Genomic DNA, 18,001 nt, shown 5'->3' with positions numbered 1-18,001 from the left:
GTTGTCGTAATGCTGATGTCGTGTTTACGACACATGTCGCGATCCCATCGACAGGGCTGTAGTGGGATGGCGGTTTTGCGCGAATGTCGCGGCAATCGCCGAAGATCGTCCTGCCTCGCCGATGTTGCTGGCCGCCACTGAGTGGCATGGCACTTGCTGATGCCTCTCCTGTTCTCTCGAGTCCAGGAGAAATTCATGGCGGATGAGAAAGAGGTTGTGCTGTCGGAGCGGGAAAGACAGTGTTTGCGATGGGTCGAGGAGGGGAAGTCATCCTGGGCTATCGGCGTCATTCTGAAAGTGAGCGAGAACACCGTCAACTTTCATATCAAGAATGCGATGCGAAAGCTGGAAACGTCCAGCCGGACTCAGTGCGTCGTCAAGGCGCGACGTTATCGTCTTATTGAGTAACGGTCGCGGTTCCGTTGCCGCCCATACAGATCTAGCCAAATGTAAGGGCGACTGCGGCTTGCTCCGGCGGAATGCGACGCGAATGACGCGGCCGCGGCCGTAGAGCCATAATATAGGCGCTGTTACTATGAACCGGGACGTGCTTCTATTTCGTCGCCGATCGTCACGGGGCTCCGTAGACCATTAGGGGAGGTGAGCTCACAGGCTCATGACCCCCTTGTAAGCTCGACGGCCGGTCGGATGTCTATGTTAACGATGTGATCGGTCCGTCCCCCTGCAGCGGCTGCGGCGGTCGTATGCGTGGCGTAAATTGAAGAGAGTTTATGGTAGCGGCTTACGTACTGAAGTCGTGGTCGTTCGGAAAGGCGGCGTAGCCGGTTGGGCCGGACACGAAGAGGGCACTCATAGTGCGTGAATCCATTTCCAAAAGCGTGCTGCTGGTAGACGTTTCATCATATTCTAGCGCTCTGTGCGGTCAACGATGTGCGCGCGATCCTCACGAAGCGTAGCTAGCTTGTTGAACGGCCTTTCCGCGGACACCCGGTGCGACTGTTGCGTTCTTCAGATGATGTGGTGGATTCGAGATAAGCTGAAGTTGTTTGCGGCGGACGGCGCGATCCCGGTGTTTTCCGAGGCGGGCGACTCTAAGTCGATGTGGCTGAGTTGGGCCACGACCACAGGCGTCATTCATGATTTGGAAACTTGGCAGAACCGGGAACGGCGTTGAGGAGGATTCGAGGCGCGCAACGCAACCACGAATCGGTGCGCAATGTAGAGCTCATATGCATTCTCCGCGTGGTGGGGACGACAAGTACGGGGCCGTTAACGACGCACGCTCCTACCATCCTGGTCAAACTTCGAGCTGCAATTTCGTTTGCTCTTGCATAGTGGGGAGTCGTTCGCATTGTTTTTGCCGCCGGGCAGAGCATCAAGCCGACCGCATCGGAGGTATCCTCCTCAGGGTACGAACAGGGGCATGTCATGGAAGCGGATCGTATCACCGCGTAGGGGCACAATCTCATAGACCAAGGTACTGGGCCGCGGCAGCTTGAAGGAAGCTTCTCTGCAGGTGTCTACCTCGTATTCGGATGCCCGATGAGCCGCCGCGCGGACCACGCCAGCAGCCCTATGATGCCCGTTTATATCCTACCGTCGGGGTGCCGGAGCGCGCGGCCGATGTTGGCAAAAGATCTCCGGCATCCAGACGATTGACTACTCCATAGACTTGTCAATGCGCGCTCGCGCCATGCAAATGGTGCCGATAGGACGGTGACCTCGTCACACCGCCTGAGTCTTCCTCCCATCGAGCCCCATTACGCGTCGCCGGCAACGACGGCAACGCTCTGCTTACACTCATCAACTCGATGAAGCCAAACGTCATCTTGCCCTAATTTGGGATCTCGTCGCCTCATCCGCCACGACCGCCTTGAAATCCCGATTGGATGCAGCAATTCGATGATTTTGCTCGACTGGTCAGATTCCGGAAAGCTGGACCTGCCATCGTGCGTAATGGAGATATCTCGGGGCTGATCTGCGACTGCATCAAACGCAAGCATCGTCAAAGGGAGTTACGAGATGGTTCGGATCCATGACGCGATCGACACCGCAACGTTGGCTTCCAGCAGCACATCAGGCACGACCCAGCAAGATGAAACCTTAGGCCAAGCGGCCTTTGACCTGCAGCTGCACGACATGCCGTTGGAACAGGAGCAACAAGGAGGTGCAGGTCCTTCCGATGCTGTTGTTTCGGCCGACATGGAGGACGGCCTCGATACGGTCAACCAGAAGCCCGAAATGAAGCTGGTTGTCATCTCGAACCGGGTTGCCCCCTTCGACCCTAACAAGCCCCAGACCGGCGGGCTTGCGGCAGGCCTCGAACCGGTCGTTCAACATTCCGGTGCACTCTGGGTGGGTTCCTCGGACACCCAAGGAGATGGTACCGACCAGCCCTTGCCGCTGGTGAAGACCGGTGCAGGCGACGTGGCGAGGCTAGACCTGCCAGAGGCGGACTATGCCGGCTATTATCGAGGTTTTTCGAATTCGACCCTGTGGCCGGCACTGCACTCCCTGCTTGAACGGATGTCAGGCTCCGAAGGCGATTATGAGAGCTATCGAAATGTGAACGCGTTTATAGCGCGAGCGGCCTTCGACGTACGGGATCGGGACGCATTCTGGGTCCATGATTATCATTTGCTTCCGCTCGCGGCCGAACTGCACAGGCTCGGCATAGATCGGCCGACCGGCTTTTTTCTGCACACGCAATGGCCGTCACCCGACATGATCGAGCGCGTACCCCACCATCGCGAACTTATGAAGTTGATGCTGGAGTACGATCTGCTCGGCTTTCAGACAAACCGAGATCTCAACAATTTTCTGGCCTGTCTGCAGGTATATTTCGGGCTGAAGAGCAAGGATGGCATCCTGACAACGGAGCGTGGCCAGACGCGGCTCCAAAAATTCCCGATCGGCATCGATCCCAAGCAGTTTGCGGAGTACCTTTCGGCAGAGGTTTCACCCGCTGAGGAAGAAAAACTCTCGTCATTATTGCAGAAGTTCGCGGGCACCAAGTTTGCGGTCGGCGTAGACCGGCTCGACTACACAAAGGGTATCGATAAGAGGGTCAAAGCGTTCAACCACCTTTTAGCCGCGGAGCCTGGCAGCATCTCGTTGCTGCAGATCGCGCCGTCCTCTCGTGCGGACGTCGTCGAATATCAGAAGTACAAGGAGGACGTGGAGAATGCGATCAGCCAAGTCAATGCTGAGCATGGCACGGACGAGTGGAAGGCGATCCACTACACGAATGACTCGTTCAGCCAGGCTGCACTCGCCCGTCTTTACCGCGCCGCAAATGTAGGTCTCGTCACGCCGCTGCGTGATGGCATGAATCTCGTGGCGAAAGAATATGTCGCCGCCCAAGACCCAAATAATCCCGGCGTTCTTGTACTATCGAAGTTTGCGGGGGCGGCTGAAGATTTCAACGAAGACGAGGCACTGCTGATTGACCCAAACAATCCCGAAGAGATTGCTGACGCTATTTCGAAAGCGGCCAACATGCCGCTTGAGGAGCGTGTCAAGCGCTGGCGGTCGATGATGGATAAGATTGAATCCTACACCATTCACGACTGGTCGGCGAACTACCTCCGGGAGCTGGACAAAAGCCGCGTCATGATTCCGGCTGATCACATCCTCCTTCCCGGTTTCGGCTGGAGCAACGAGGCTCAAATGCCCTTATATCAAAGTTATGCGGCGGCGCTGACCGCCTATAACGAGATTGATCCCGCTGATGGCGCTTTGAAGCAGGCTGGCTATGCAGACGTCGGGTCGGCCTTTGAGGCTTTAGCGGCCCCACTGAAGCATACACAGGACAGACTCTGGGATCTGCCGGCGGCGACAGCTTCACGCGATGGTCGTCGCGGACAAGAGCTCGGTGCCCGCGACGACTGACCGGGCGAAAATCATAGCACGGTGGATGACAGGCCTCTGTAGCAGGACAGAGGAGCAATCCAGGTCTTTGGCGCTGACGCGTGCACGAAACCAAGACATCATGCGAGTGGTCCATGACCAGAATAGGACGATACAGTCAACTCATGCTCTATCTGTAAACGACGGTGATGCGAGTAATGGCAGCGACAGCCGGCGGGCTGCTGCCGTTGATCGCTCCGCCCCGGAAAACGGCACTTGCTCGGTGGCCGCAACAGCAACGTCACAGAACAGTTCGCAGTGAGGATTGTACCAACCTTGGACCGGCCCCATGATCCGGCAGCAGCAGGCATTCTCGATCGAAATCTCGCCTTGGTCTCGTTTGTGTAATCGGGCGTCGTCGATGAGACCACCGCTCGTGCGTCGGTCCAAACCGGGTGAATCAGGATCGTTTAAGCTGGACCGTGGCTCCTCAATTGCTGCTGATGCCCAGCCTCATTTCGCCATCTTGTTGCGCAGAAGAACCTGATCTGGTGCTTGTACCTGTGGTTGATTGTTGGCTCAATCTCAAGAGGTGTTGCTACGTAGGCCGTTTCGGGGGCGTTCTTACTCTCCTCGTCTCGAGCGCAATCCTCTCGGCAACCAGTTAACGGCCCGAGTTATCGGTGTGACTTCGTGTGTTTTCGTAAGGAAAAAGCTCCTCCAACTCAGCAATGATTACAGCCGACGGGTCGGAGGTCGCCACGCATACCACCCTTAGCCCGATGTCGCTGCTGATCAATGCGCTGGGCTTCGTCCTGATGATGCCCGTCGAGAAGTCCGCTCGGTGACGCCGACCGGGAGGACCTAAGATGTCGAGGTAAGCAGCATCGCTGCGCCCCCGGGCTTGCCACTGAAAATCGAAAATGCTGGTGCTCTCTCGCAGGCCGTCCGCCGACACGCTGTGATGTCTGCTTGGCGACCAATGGCGGCAACCGAACATGGTCGCGGAGCCCCGAACGGCTGAAACTTGCGACTCTTTAGCCGGCACGCAGCTTGCAGTGAGGGGCGCGATATAGCGCAAGCCGCGCTACGTCATGCGCGTGCTTTCCGCCGCTTCTGCTTGACGCTCCGCGGCCCGCGAGCGTGGCCGCTCGACCTCAGCTGGAGTAAATTTATGAAGACATCACTCCTCTTCGCCACACTGATCTCGATTGCCTGCTTCATCTCCACGACGCTTTCACAGGAGCGAACCGATGTGGCACTGACGGATGATCCATTCCGTTGGCTCGAGGAGATCGAAGGGCCAGCCGCGGTGGCTTGGGTTCGCGCCGAGAACGAGAAGACGCTCGGGGTGCTTCAGTCAGATCCTCGCTATCGGCACTTCTACGAACAGGCGCTCTCCATCCTGCAGAAGGATCGGATCGCAAATATTCCATTGGAAGGGCGCGGTCCGGAGCATTTCTGGCAAGACGAGAACCAGGTACGCGGCGTCTGGCGGCGCACCACGCGTGAGAGCGATCGTGGCCAAGACCCAAAGTGGGAAGCCATCCTCGACGTGGACGCCTTGGCCGTCGCCGAGAACAGAAATTGGGTCTTTCGAGGTGCCAGCTGCCTTCCGCCTGAACAGCGCCTCTGCCTAATTAGCCTTTCCGATGGCGGCAAGGATGCCGTGTCCATACGAGAGTTCGATAGCGTCGCCAAGACCTTCGTTGCGGGCGGCTTTTATCTCCAAGAGGGCAAGCAGGACGTCAGCTGGCTCGATGGTGACACACTCCTTGTTGCACGGGACTGGGGCGAGGGGACTTTGACGGGGGCCGGCTACCCATTTGTGGTGAAGGAGCTCAAACGCGCTCAGTCGCTCAGTGAGGCTCGCGAGATCTTTCGTGGCGAGCCCACCGACAGTGAGACGCAGCCCCTCGTGCTTCGTGACAGCGAGGATCATATTCATGCGACCGGCGCGGTGCGCGCAATCAGCTCTTTCGAGTCCGAATATGTGGTCTTCCGCCCCGATCGGGCCGTCAAGCTCAATCTGCCGAAGAAGGCCGAGATCGTCACGATCGCGTGCGGCCGCCTGCTTGTGAAACTTGACGAGGACTGGACGCCCTCAGAGGACAGCCGATTCACGGCGGGCTCGGTGATCTCGTATGACCTCGACGAGTGGAAGCAGGATCCGCTGCGCGCCAAAGCCTCGCTTGTCTTTCAACCTGGGCCCCGCCAGGCCGTGAGCGAGTTAACCGCCACAAAGAAGTTTTTGATCCTGACGATCCTTGAGAACGTTCAAAGCAAAGCGTTCGTTTATAAGTACGATCATGGAGCTTGGTCCGCGACGCCCATACCGCTGCCGGAACAAACAGCTGTCAGCCTGTCAGTTACCTATGATGAAGCGGACAGGGTCAAGTTTACCGTCTCGAGTTATCTCGGACCAACGTCAGTCTGGTATTTTGATGCGCAAAGCAAAAGGCTTGAGGAACTGAAGAAGGCCCCGTCTGCCTTCGATGCGTCCAACCATGTCGTGGAGCAGCTCGAAGCCACTTCGCCTGATGGCACGTCAATTCCCTATTTTCTGGTGCGACCAAAGAACGCAAAGTTTGATGGCGCAATTCCGACACTTCTCCATGGCTATGGCGGCTTCCAAGTCCCGCTTCTGCCCTCTGATCTGGGGCCGGGGGCGCGGCTCTGGCTCGAACAGGGCAATGCCTATGTCGTTGCGAACCTGCGCGGGGGCGGCGAGTTTGGCCCACAATGGCATCAAGCCGCGCAAGGGGCAATGAAGCAGACGACATGGGACGATTTCATTGCCGTTGCCGAGGACCTGATCCGCCGCAAGATCACGAGTCCACGCCGGCTTGGAGTAATTGGCGGCAGCCAGGGTGGGCTCCTCGTTGGCGCGGCAATCACCCAACGTCCCGAGCTCTTCAACGCGGCGATCATCGAGGTACCGCTGCTCGACATGCTTGGATACACCAAACTGGGCGCGGGCGCCTACTGGATCGGCGAGTACGGTGACCCCGCCATTGCCGAGCAGCGTGCGTGGATCGAACGCTACTCGCCCTACCAGAAGCTGGTGGCGGGCAAGACCTATCCCGTTCCCTTAATTCTTACCTCCACCAAGGACGATCGTGTGCATCCAGCGCACGGCCGCAAGGCTGCCGCGAAGCTCGCTGCGCTGGGCCAGGCTTACCTTTATTACGAGAACATCGACGGGGGACACAGCGCCGCGGCCAATCTCAGAGAACACGCGCGTCAACTGGCCCTCGAATACACCTATGCATCGAGGCGGCTTTGTTCCGAGTAAACTTTCGGTCGACGGGCTGATCGAAGCAGAGAAAATCGAGACCATTGATTATCTCAAACGTCTTCACGTTGATTCGCTGAATTCATCGAAGTTCGTCAGATGCGGAAGCTACCGGTTGAACAGGCTCCGCCGTTGTCGAGCGGGTTTGCCAGCTCGCAAAACCGTGCGGATAACTTGCCAAATGCGCTTCCTTGAGGATTGTCTCGGCGGGCCCTGTTCATTCGACAGGACGCGATGTGCGGTTGACGTCCGAAGACGAACAGCCAAAGGGCAGCCATGCAAGCCTCTTCGTGCTTGAGAAAGCACGTCAGGTTGCTTCAATGCAGGCAGGCGCGGTAATCCTGCTCCACGTGCGGAAAGGAGTTCAAGGCCGCCCTGTTGTTCGATGTCCATGAAGAGCATTTGCCGGCTTTGGGCGAGAGTGGCATGTTCGAGGCTCCGCAAATCTTCTGTAAGCCGTTGGCGCGCGAAGGGTGAAGCGAAGATCAAAACGTCATCTGGGCCTGTCGTCGACGTCAGGATTTTTGTCGCTTGCACGATGCGGCCGCAGCTAGACCACGCTATAAAAAACGAGCACGTGATCGGCGCAGCGACGCTGGGTATCTCTTGCCGACCGTCTTGATGGCCGGAAGACTCTTCGCTAGATCACAACGGTTCACTATGGAGATGCCGCCGTGGCAATGGGTACTGTGAAGTGGTTCAACTCGACAAAAGGTTATGGGTTTATCAGGCCTGAGGACGGAAGCCCCGATGTCTTCGTGCACATCAGTGCAGTCGAAAGGGCCGGTTACACCACTCTCGAAGAGGGGGCCCGGGTAAGTTATCAGCTCAAGACCGGGCGTTCGGGTAAGACGTCAGCTGAGGATCTCCGGGTTGGCTGATCTGACCCGCCTCCGGAAACTGCTCTCTGCAAAGCTTGTTGTCGCACCTATCCGGCGATGCCTTGTCACGGCGCGCCGGGCGTTCGGCCTTTCGACCGTCTCTTCTAGGCGTGGGGCTGTCTCGCAAACCGCTTGAGAGCCTCGATCTTCTGAAGCCATTGACCAATAGTTGCAGCCAGAGTTACAGCTGTACCAGTCACGTCGCAGTGCCGGCAGTGCCGCTGTGGAAACATATTTCGGCGAGCTAACCACGAACAGTTCGAGCCGTACGCTCGTGGTCACGCCGTGAAGTGCACGTCGCGCACGTCACGAGCGCATGAAGCGGTTGGCAGAACACGGGCCGGATCCCGGCGGACTTTGTGTTTCGCGATGCTCTTGGCTGGGAAATGCGCAAGACCAGCGGCAATTCCTGTCTGCGCTCGAAAAGGAGCTTCGCCGATCAAAGAGAGTGGCCCCTCAACCGGGGCTTCAGCTTGACGTGCTGCGCCGGCCTCGAGTACCGCAGGGTTGGGCCAATTCCTCGCCGAGCGAAGTCGCCGCGCAAGCGATCACGGATGCCGCAATACTTATTCCTCCGCAGTCGCCGTCAGAGGGCGCGGGGTCGTCGCAGGAGAGCCGGACCCGCTGGAGCGCCTCGACTGTCGCCGTGGCTGGGAGGAGCGCGGCACCTATGTTAGGCTAGAGTTCTGTCGTTCTCGCGCAGCATCAATCAAATCGACTGCGGTCGTTCATGGCCACGAAATGATTGTCGGAGCAAGCGCGCGCGTAATCTTCGACAGCTAGAGCAGGTGTTGATCATATTTGCTCAGCTGTCACCCTGCTGCGCCTGTGAGGTATCTCAGCCGAGCGTGCAGAATTGACGGGCGGCTCTCCATCGCCTCTTCCTGTCCGTGATCGCCCTCCCAGGCGGCACTTCTGTTCTTGTCACCTCGATGTGACGACCTCGCATGGGCTAGAAGCGAGTTGTGATCCAGCGCGGCAATTGTCGGTCCTCGGAACGCAGAGGTTTCGCCAACTTGGTGAGAGGCCCCGATGATATTTTTCATTGGTGTTGGGTTATCCATGCCCGACGCGCAGCAGCTGCCTTGACAGCCCCGTCGATCAGGCTGGCCTCCTCTTCAGAGCGAAGGTTATCTCGCCGTTGTGGGTTGCGGGGCCGGTAGCGCCGCTCGACATCGAGCGGACGCTAAGGACTGCTTCGTTCGGTGGGCATTAGCGGGCATTTCCCGGCCGGTCTTCGTCGATCTCCTCTTCATGAACCCCGCTCGTATTTGGGAGCAGAATTCTCGATCGGTATTCCCCGGCCGCTCCGCGTCGCTCTGGAAAAATGTTCCCGCTCGGTAACTTTTATGCTCTCTCCCTCGGAAATGGAGCGAAAAGTTCCCGCTCAGTAACTTTTCGCTAGACATTTGCTGCTTCAGCACGATGCCTTGGCAATTCTGCCATGGGCGGCAAATCTGCTGCCGGAGAACGCAACTCTCGGGACCGTAGGTCATATGCTCGGCAAGTCGCCGGCCGATGTCATCGATCTTCTTGCCGAAATGGGCCGCGACACCGCCGGCGCGCTCTCCATCGGACAACCTGGCACCGCGTTGATCGCCGGCAAATGGCGAGAGATCCCCGACCAGGCCTCGCGAGAGCGCATCCCTCAACGAGCTACCCCACAAGCCCTTCCTCGTCGGCGAGGACGGCGTGTCGATGTCGCTTGCCGGTGCGCAGACGAAGCTCGCCATCGCGCTGGATGGCGACACCCTGTATATACCGATCGACGGCACGCCATCGACCCACATGCTGCATCAGGAGGACTTCTGCCAAGCCCTGGGCCGACCGCCAGCTGCCAAGTACCAGAACAACGACACAGGCCTAAAAGGACCATCATTGGCCGACATGCTCGGCGTGACCCAGCGCCACATGACAGCACAGCAGACCGCCCGCTTCGTCGATCTTGCGACCTTCAATCCGATGGTTTGGAACACGGATTCTCACGCCAAAAATTACTCGCTGATGCTATCGGCGCGCGGCGCCGCCATGGCGCCAGGTCACGACATCGTCTGTGCGGCGCCATATCCGAAGATCACCCGCAACATGACGCAGAAGATCGGCGGGCAGAAGCAGGCTGACCAGCTCGGACGCAACCACTAGGAACGCTTCGCCATCGACTGCAAGCTCACTCCAGCGCAGACGATCCGGCGCGTCTCCGAGATTGCTCAGGTCCGTGACGCACCATGCAATGTCGGCCAAGGCCGAGGTCGAAGGCATGCCTGCCCGCGGCGATCTCGTCCTGGAAACGGTGGTCGAGGCGGTGATTTCGCGCGCGCGGCTACCTAGAGCGCCTGAAGCAAGCCGATCCAGCGCCGGAAGGCGCAGAAGCCCCATCACCCTAGCAATAGACGCATGTCGCGACGAAAGCCGAGCCTGCCTGCCTCGCCGCATGAAACATGGCTGCACATCGTGCTCAAGGCTCATGGCACAGCGAGGGCTGGGGTACTGGCCGAAATAGGCCACTCGGGATTCAAAAGGTCACTGAAATTACACACCGTAGTTATACTGACTCCAACTACCAGTGCGCGAACCTATCTCTGGACTCCACCAGAATGGAGGTAGGGAATATGTCCCGAGTTACCGAAGCTGACGTTGCCGAAGCGGCCATCAAAGTTCTTACTGATCGAGCTATAGGTCGTGCGACCATAAAAGAGTTGATTGAAGAAATTCCGAACTACCTACCGCTTTCAGCCGAAGACCTTGCGTCATCACCGACCCGGCCGGGCGAGGCGTTATGGGAGCAGCAGGTGCGCAACATCACCTCGCATAAAGCGTCGCCCGGAAACGCCATCTACGAAGGCAAGCTTGTCGCCATCCCCGGCGGCTTGGCGTTGCCGGGGCGCGAGGTTGCCGCCTAGCTAGGAGAACTTCGCCTTATAGCCGGGTTTGAACCATTTCAGTTCGGTTCTGCCCGGCGCTTCTTTATCCCAAACAAACCATGCATAAGCCGTCGTTCCGCTGCCCTTGGGTTCCACGCCGCGAGGATAGAAAGTAATACGTTCACTGAAAACCCAGACCCGGGCGGGCGGTATCTTTGCGAAGATCGTATTTGCGCGGTTCGCGCCCTCTAAGAAGGCAAGCCGCAACAGCAGTGCGAACTTACGGTTCGAATGCATGACGCCGCTGGCGACAAAACCCTCAGCGCAGTTGTAAGGCGGATTGGTTACGATGTTGTCGGCTGACCATTGCGGCTCAAGAAAGTCAAAGCCGATCTCACCATAGCCGCGATCGTATAAATCAGAACTGCGAACGGGCTGCCCGGTCTGCTCTAGTACCCGGGACATCGTCCCATCACCACACGCGCTTTCCCAAATCTCGCCGGTGAATTTTTCATTGTCGATCAGAGCAAACGTTGCCCACGGTGGAGTGGGGAAAAAATCAGGCCCGCTGAGATCAGCGAACCTTTTCATTGTCGGCTTAAAGCCGCCGTTCAAATTGTAAGTTGGGTCTGCCATCCGAATCTCCTTGGATGGCAGAGTATCAGAATCATTGATTCAGCAAGGGTTTTTAGTGAGTCATTATGACTCACCCCTGCCTCCCTCCCTGAATTACAGTGAACTTCCGGCGACGATCTGGCGGCGTCTTAGTGGGCAGTGCAGGCGCCACGGAGAGTGCGGCGTCAGCTGAGTAACTCTCCACGCCTTGTCAGCCACGCCTAGGGCCTTAGCTGGCGTCGTGCGCAGGGCCTCATGGACGCGGCACAGATTGTAGTGCGCGACGTACAGCGCGACCGCACGCAACGTGGTTGTCCAGCTTCTTGCTAAAGCCGTTGATGAGGAGGGTGAACCGGCGCGAAGCCATGCGCAGCGAAAGGCTCTGACGCTCAACATAGCTGGCCGAAACGTACTGATCGGGATCGCCAGATACTACGTCACGGCTTACCACCGCTGCGGCGGCGGGCGAGTGGCGGCCCTGCGCTCCTTCACCAGATGCGTTACCGAGTAGGTCTTTACGATCCCGCCATGAGAGGCGTCCGGGCCGAAGGCATTGCGGATCGCTCCGCCGTAGGAGATGGAAGCCGTCCGTTGAAATCTCAGCCTGGCCGATGACGCGGCTGCGGACGTCACGCAGGAAGTCCATGGTGCTTTCGGTCGTGGCCCTGCACGTTCTTTTGCTTCTTGTCAAGGCGCTGCGGACGCGATCGACGAGCCCTTGAGGAACAACAGGGAGACCAAGACGCCCCATCTCGCACTGGTGATGGCGAGAGCTACAGCTCGACAACAGCTCTTTGCCAAGCTATACACGAACATACAGTGAACACATCCTCTCAGTTGCAGCAGCCTTGCGATACATCTCGACCGAGGTATCCCCTAGGCAGATTCTGAGTGCAGGCGACAAGCTGCATCCCTTTTTGGATGATGCCGATTCAGGGAGTGATAGCGATTGTCCTTGTTCCGCCATTTGCATGACGACGCGTTTTTAGCCTTCTCGCGCGATCACAAGCACCTGTACGCGGCCTGTCTGCTCGACCTCCATGAACGCTTCTTTTCAGGCGTGCCGTCGTTTCCAACCCCCCAACAGGTCGTCCATGCCATCTACGACGTCATGCGCGAAAACCCCGCCCTCTGGAATGAAGGCGATGATTTTGGCAGCCTGCCGGAAATGATCTCCGCGGGACGCCGCCGGATCCGGAAGGCCGACGTCGCGCTCGCTTCCGAGAAGGGCGACAAGGCGCTCGGTCTTGCCCGACAATTGTACGCCCGGCTGCTCGCCTGGGGATGGCTTGAAGAGGAGGAATACGGGCTTCGCGTTACCGTGGACATGGCTATGGGACCGCTGCTCGTGATCCAGCGGCTCGCGAGCCTCAACAAGGATCTCTCGCAGCGATTCGGCGGCTTGATCGTGCAAATCCGCCTCAACCTGGAGGCCGTTGAAAAACTGAGGCCCGAGATCACCGACCGCAAGCAGCGCGAAGCCGCGCTCGCCGTCCGCGAGGCGCGCAATCAGGCCGACCAGTTCACGAGGAGCCTGCGGGCCATTCTCGCCGACCTGAAGCGCGTCCGACGGACGGTCATGGAGTCGAAAACAGTCGCTACCCGGCTGGAAGCCTTTTTCGAGGAGTTCGTCGACCAGCTCCTGCTGAAGGATTTCGAGTCCATCCTCACCGTCAACCATCCGTACCGCTTCCGAGACGCTATCGTCGATCTCGCCCGGAGGATCTCCTATACCCCAGAAACCATGCAGGTCCTCGCCGAGGAGTACACAGCTTCCAGCATGGCAGCCGATATCGAGGACGGCCGCATGGCCGCGGCCGACGACCTACTGGCCATCGAAAGCATCTTCGAACAGATCGGGGAGATGTTCGATAGGATCGAGGCCTTCCGCAGGCAGCTCGAAGCCCGGGTCCGCAACACCATTAAGTATGCGGAGCGGGGCGGGCAGGGACTCGTCGGACGGGCCGGCGACCTGGTGCGGCGCCTGGATGCCCTACTGCGGGACGGCAGACACCACAAGGCCACTATCGAATGGAGCATCGAGCCGCTGCGGTCCCCATGGTCGGAGCACCATCAGGCCCCGGCCAGGCAGCCGCGTCGCCCCGTCGAAGCAAGGGAGCTCGCCGAGCCGCCATCGGACCCGCTGTACGAACTGCGCAAGAAGCTCCGCCTCGAGTACATCGCTCGTATCGCGCCCCGCCCCGAAGATGTCAGACGATTCCTCGAGGGCCAGGTGCCGCCATTCGCGACCAGAGAAGCCCGCTTCATGGAAATCGATAACGTGGACGATTTTCTCGCCTTCGATTGCGCCCGCCGATACGCGTTGACGGGCGAAGTTCCGGCGCAGGTCGCGGCCGGGTTCGATCTGGAGCCGCGCCCAGACACGCCGCCCCACGACAGCGAATGGCTTCGGTGTGCGAACTTCGTGGTCAGGCGATCCGGCCACTTCCGGAAAGCAGAGGCAGCCCGTGCTCAGTGAGTTCGAAAACGCCGAGCGCTCCTTCGGCGCGGAAAAAGCAGCCGACCTCCGCAAAGCGCTGCACTTCCTGCTACGGCGGCAGTTCGTGTTCGCGGGAGATCCCCGGACTGGGACAGTCTACAACACGATCATGGATGGCCGCTTCCGCGACGTGGTCGACGGCTTCTTCGATAGTTGCGGATACCGCGTCCATCGCGATCCGGAGGCGCAATGGGCCGGCATCGTCGCCATGGATGAGGACGTGCCGCTGCCTCGAATGAAGCTCGACGAAACCATTGTTGTGCTGGTGCTGGCAGCATACTGGCAACAGGAGGTGAACGTCGGAGCGGTCGAGGACCGGGCCGTCGTAGTGGCCACTTTGAATGACCTGTTCGATCGCTACCGCGAGATGGCGCAATACGGCGGCGGAGGCGCGATCTCGGCCGCCCGCTTCCGGGACATCCTGCGCGAGGCCGCCCAACGCAGTTTGGTCGAGATCGGTGATTTTGACGACGAGGAGCAGGACTGCGAGATCAGGATCCGCCCGATGATCAAGCTGATCAGTGGCGGCGATGCCCTCTAACGGCTGGAGCGCTACGTCCGTAGCGAGGAGGCGCGGTTTCCGCAGCCGGCAGGAGACGAGGCATGATGGAGCTACGCCACCTGACGATGGTGAACTGGCACCTGTTCGATGTGGCCGACATCGACGTGATAGGACACGTCGGGGTCTTGGGCGAGAACCGGTCCGGCAAATCGACAATCCTCGACATGGCACAGGTCGTTCTCACCGGCGGGAGCCGGCGGTTCTTGCGCCTGAACGCCGTCGCCGGCGACAGCGGAAAATCGCGCAGCGGCTCCAAACGCAGCGTCGTCGATTACTGCCTTGGGACGCTCGGCGAAGACCAGCGCCGGCGCGACGAGGCGCGCACCTACGTGGCGCTAGGGTTCGAAGACAAGGAAGGCGATCGACCGCCGGTCACGATCGGCATGGCGCTTGAGGCGCGCAAGTCCGACAGCAGGGAGACCGTGCTGGCACTGTTCGTCGCCGTCGGGACCGTTCTGAGCTCCAAGGACTTCATCGAGCAGCGAGGAAAGTCGCAATTCCCGGCGCCTTGGGAGGACGTGCGCGCCCGGATCGTCGCTGCGGTCGGCGAAGGCAACTTCGTCAATCATCGCGATCGGGCAAGCGACTACGTCCGCGAGTACATGCGCCATCTTCTGCCGCATTCGCCCTATGGCGAGCAGAACGCCAGCGCCCTTCAGAAATCAATCGTCAACGCGATGACGCTCGACCACAACCAGACGGCCACGCAGTTCGTGCGGAACTACATCCTCGAGGACAGCCCGATCGGCATCAAGGAGCTGCGCGAGTCGATCCAGACATACCGCAACATCAGCGAAACCATCCGAAAGATGCGCCTCAGGCTCGAAGCCCTGAGGGCGCTTCGTGTCGTCCTCGGCACTCTTGAAGAAACGCTCGAGACCAAGTTTAGGGAGGAGTGGATCGCAAAACGCGCGACTTGGCTCGCGGCACGCGCGACAAACCTGGACTTCAAGACCAAGCGGCGTACCGAGATGGCGCGCCGGGACGCCGCAGCAAAAGAACTCGATTTCATCGACGACGACGTCAAAGCCATCGATAACGAGATCGAACGCCTCACGGCCGCGATCGCCGAGCACGATGCCAAGACCGGCAGAAAGTCCCTGCAGCAGACCGCCGATGTGGCCGGGCAGGCGGCGCACCGCGCCTCCGTGGACTTCAAGGCTCGCATGGAGAACATCCGTCGCCTGGAGCCGCTACGCGCGATGTGCGCGGACGGTTTCGAGGACTTCGTTCCTGCGCTTGAGCGTCTTCTGACTGCCACCGCCGGGGCCGAGATCGGGCACGTCTCCGACGAGCTCTCCGCGGCCGAGAAGTCCTTCGCCGCAAGCGGCACGAAATGGCTGCCGAAGATCGACGAAGCGCGTCAAACGATCATCGCGGAGCTTTCCGGGCTCCGAGGCCGGCGCGATGAGGTGCTCGAACGGATCCGACAGCACGCCGCCGGAGGGGCGCGGGCCTATCTCGGCGACGACACTGAACTCCTCTGCCGCAGGCTGCGGCAGAGCGGAATGGTCCCGCGCGTGCTCTGCGACATCATCGAAGTCGCCGAACCCGAGTGGGTAGGAGCCGCCGAGGCGCTCCTCGGCCGCGACCGGGAAGCCGTGTTCGTGGACAGAGCGGATATCAGCGCCGCCACGTCAATCTTCAAGGAAGGTCGCCGCGAGTTTCGCCATGCATCGCTCGTGAGCCTAAACAAGCTCGAGCAGTTCAGGGCCAAGCCGGAGCGCGGTACTTTCCCCTCGATCTTCCGGAGCCAGGATCCGGACGCGATGGCCTTCATCATGCGCCGCTACGGCACAGTCCGCCTCGCGGACACGCTCGATCAGTTCAACAGGCCCGGCCGGGCTATCATGAAGGACGGCCTCTATGACGACGGCCTCGTAAGGACCCATCGCTGGATCGAAGCCTCGCAGCATAAGATTGGAAAGGCGGCCCAGGCGAACGCCCTGCGCTCGCTGCAGGATCAGGCCGAGGAATTGGATCGGCTCCAAAGGGAAAAGAGCAAGGAGGCCCAGGCGGCAGAGCAGGCCTTTGCCGCTCTGAAGAACATTTGCGAGGGGCGTAACGATCTGAACGCTAGCGCCGCTGCCTTCGCAGCCGCGCAGACCGAGATCGCCGAAGCCCAGGCGAGGCTTGAAGCGCTCGACGGCGCGGGCGACGGTGGACTTCGCGACAAGAAACGAGCGCAGCAGAAGCTGAAGGAGAAGAGGCTCGATGAGCGAAAGATCCAGCAGAAGGCTTTCGGCGAGCATGACGGTGAGGTCAGATCGGCAGAAAGGAGACTAGGAGAGGGCGAAAACGTACCCGGCTCCGAGCTTAACCTGCGGGTCGCCCGGTCGATCTATCGCAAGACCTTCCCGCTCTACTCCGCCGCGAAGGGCAGGATCGTGTACCGCGAGCGCCTCAATGCCGCGGCCCAGAAGGGCTTCGCGGAGAAACACCGCGCCATCGCCGACAGAGCGCTCAAAGATGCGGACGCCTCCGACGCCGAACGCCTCCGGATCGAGCGACGGGTCCGCGAACTCCTTTACGATTACTTCGACCAGTTCGGGATGAGCTCGCAAGTCGGCGCGGAGAGCGAGCCGCTGCGGGAGGTGAAGCCCTGGATGGAACAGCTCATCTCGGACATCGAATCCAACGAGCTACGCCAGTACGAACGGCAGGCTCGGGAAGCGGCGGAAAAGGCCTGCACCCTGCTGCGCGGTGAGTTCATCAACGCGCTAACGGCCCGGATCGGCAAGATGGAGCGGGAGCTGCAGTCGTTGAACCGCAGTCTCTACGCACATCCCTTCCACAACGAGCGCTATTCATTCCACCGCACCCAGGTCGTGGAATTCCAACCCATCCTGAAGATCATCGAGATTGCCAAAACCTCTCCGGAGGCGCTCGATATGCTGTTCCGGGGCGACGTGCCCGATGACTTCCCGCACAAGGACACGATCCTTGCGCTCGAGGCATTGCTTGAGGATCAAGACAAGGACTTCACGCAGTTCGAGGACTACCGCAACTTCTACACCTTCGAGATTCACATGGAGGATGTCGCTACGGGCCGTTCAACCCGCTGGGAGCAGCGGCGCGGCACCGGATCCGGCGCCGAACAGCAGGTGCCCATCTACGTCGCCATCGGCGCTTCGCTGGCCGCCGTCTACGGCAGCGCGGAGCGTCGTGTCGGCAAGCCCGCCGGCTTCGCCCTCGCCATGTTCGACGAGGCCTTCTCCAAGATGGACGGCAAGAACCAGCGGCAGATGATGAGCTTTTACAAAAAACTCGGGCTGCAGTTCGTGATCGCGGCGCCGTTCGAGAAGCGGGTCGCCGTGCTCGAGCACATGGACACAATCGTGGAGGTGGACCGCATCGGCGAACAGTCCAGAGCCACAGTGGTGGAACTTAAAGAAAAGGCCAAGCGCGAACTGATGGCCATCGATCCGGACCTGATGTCCGAAGATGAGCTCGCCACCCGTCTCGCCGCCGAGTAGT

General features: G+C 59.7%; 10 protein-coding genes and 1 pseudogene. 10 read left to right on the top strand and 1 reads right to left on the bottom strand.

All coding sequences use genetic code 11. From position 1 onward, the window contains the following. Positions 1 to 195 precede the first annotated feature (195 nt). The 7 genes and pseudogenes from BRAGE_RS0129150 (at position 196) to BRAGE_RS0129115 (ending at position 10,886) form a co-directional block, all read left to right on the top strand. The gene (locus tag BRAGE_RS0129150; RefSeq protein ID WP_027562785.1) at positions 196 to 408 is read left to right on the top strand and encodes a response regulator transcription factor; all 213 of its coding nucleotides are present in this window, start codon (positions 196 to 198) and stop codon (positions 406 to 408) included. 1,575 nt (positions 409 to 1,983) lie between these two features. After that, the gene (locus BRAGE_RS0129140) at positions 1,984 to 3,852 is read left to right on the top strand and encodes an alpha,alpha-trehalose-phosphate synthase (UDP-forming) (RefSeq protein ID WP_051378111.1); all 1,869 of its coding nucleotides are present in this window, start codon (positions 1,984 to 1,986) and stop codon (positions 3,850 to 3,852) included. Between the two features lie 1,132 nt (positions 3,853 to 4,984). Further along, a complete protein-coding gene (locus BRAGE_RS0129130; protein ID WP_027562783.1) occupies positions 4,985 to 7,105 on the top strand; it encodes a prolyl oligopeptidase family serine peptidase in 2,121 nt (706 codons plus the stop codon). Between the two features lie 674 nt (positions 7,106 to 7,779). After that, positions 7,780 to 7,986 carry a cold-shock protein gene (locus tag BRAGE_RS53230; protein ID WP_028146392.1) on the top strand — a complete coding sequence of 69 codons (207 nt, stop codon included), beginning with the start codon at positions 7,780 to 7,782 and terminating at the stop codon, positions 7,984 to 7,986. Between the two features lie 1,409 nt (positions 7,987 to 9,395). Then, positions 9,396 to 9,548 (top strand): annotated as a pseudogene (locus BRAGE_RS57970) (HipA N-terminal domain-containing protein); the annotation flags it as partial. Positions 9,549 to 9,684: 136 nt separating this feature from the next. After that, positions 9,685 to 10,128 carry a HipA domain-containing protein gene (locus tag BRAGE_RS51795; protein WP_027562782.1) on the top strand — a complete coding sequence of 148 codons (444 nt, stop codon included), beginning with the start codon at positions 9,685 to 9,687 and terminating at the stop codon, positions 10,126 to 10,128. A 467-nt stretch (positions 10,129 to 10,595) separates the two neighbouring features. After that, complete coding sequence (locus BRAGE_RS0129115) at positions 10,596 to 10,886, top strand: hypothetical protein (RefSeq protein ID WP_141263246.1); 291 nt, start codon at positions 10,596 to 10,598, stop codon at positions 10,884 to 10,886. Here BRAGE_RS0129115 and BRAGE_RS0129110 read toward each other — a convergent pair whose 3' ends face one another. Then, positions 10,887 to 11,483 (bottom strand): hypothetical protein, encoded by a 597-nt coding sequence (locus tag BRAGE_RS0129110; protein ID WP_051378109.1) that lies wholly within the window; start codon positions 11,481 to 11,483, stop codon positions 10,887 to 10,889. Positions 11,484 to 12,411: 928 nt separating this feature from the next. Between BRAGE_RS0129110 and BRAGE_RS0129105 the strand changes: the two genes are divergently transcribed. The 3 genes from BRAGE_RS0129105 (at position 12,412) to BRAGE_RS0129095 (ending at position 18,000) form a co-directional block, all read left to right on the top strand. Next, positions 12,412 to 13,941 carry a Wadjet anti-phage system protein JetA family protein gene (locus tag BRAGE_RS0129105; RefSeq protein ID WP_027562779.1) on the top strand — a complete coding sequence of 510 codons (1,530 nt, stop codon included), beginning with the start codon at positions 12,412 to 12,414 and terminating at the stop codon, positions 13,939 to 13,941. Next, positions 13,931 to 14,503, top strand: coding sequence for a DUF4194 domain-containing protein (locus BRAGE_RS49630; protein ID WP_231164263.1), 573 nt, complete (start codon positions 13,931 to 13,933; stop codon positions 14,501 to 14,503). Before BRAGE_RS0129105 ends, BRAGE_RS49630 begins: the two co-directional genes overlap by 11 nt. A 62-nt stretch (positions 14,504 to 14,565) precedes the next feature. Continuing rightward, entirely contained in the window at positions 14,566 to 18,000 is a 3,435-nt protein-coding gene (locus BRAGE_RS0129095; protein WP_027562778.1) for an SbcC/MukB-like Walker B domain-containing protein, read from the top strand. The last annotated feature ends 1 nt before the right edge of the window (position 18,001 follow it).

This window comes from Bradyrhizobium genosp. SA-4 str. CB756 (genome assembly GCF_000473125.1).
Classification (GTDB): Bacteria; Pseudomonadota; Alphaproteobacteria; order Rhizobiales; family Xanthobacteraceae; genus Bradyrhizobium; species Bradyrhizobium arachidis.
The sequence above is the reverse complement of the archived record's forward strand: the minus strand, read 5'-3'. Positions and strand labels throughout refer to the sequence as shown.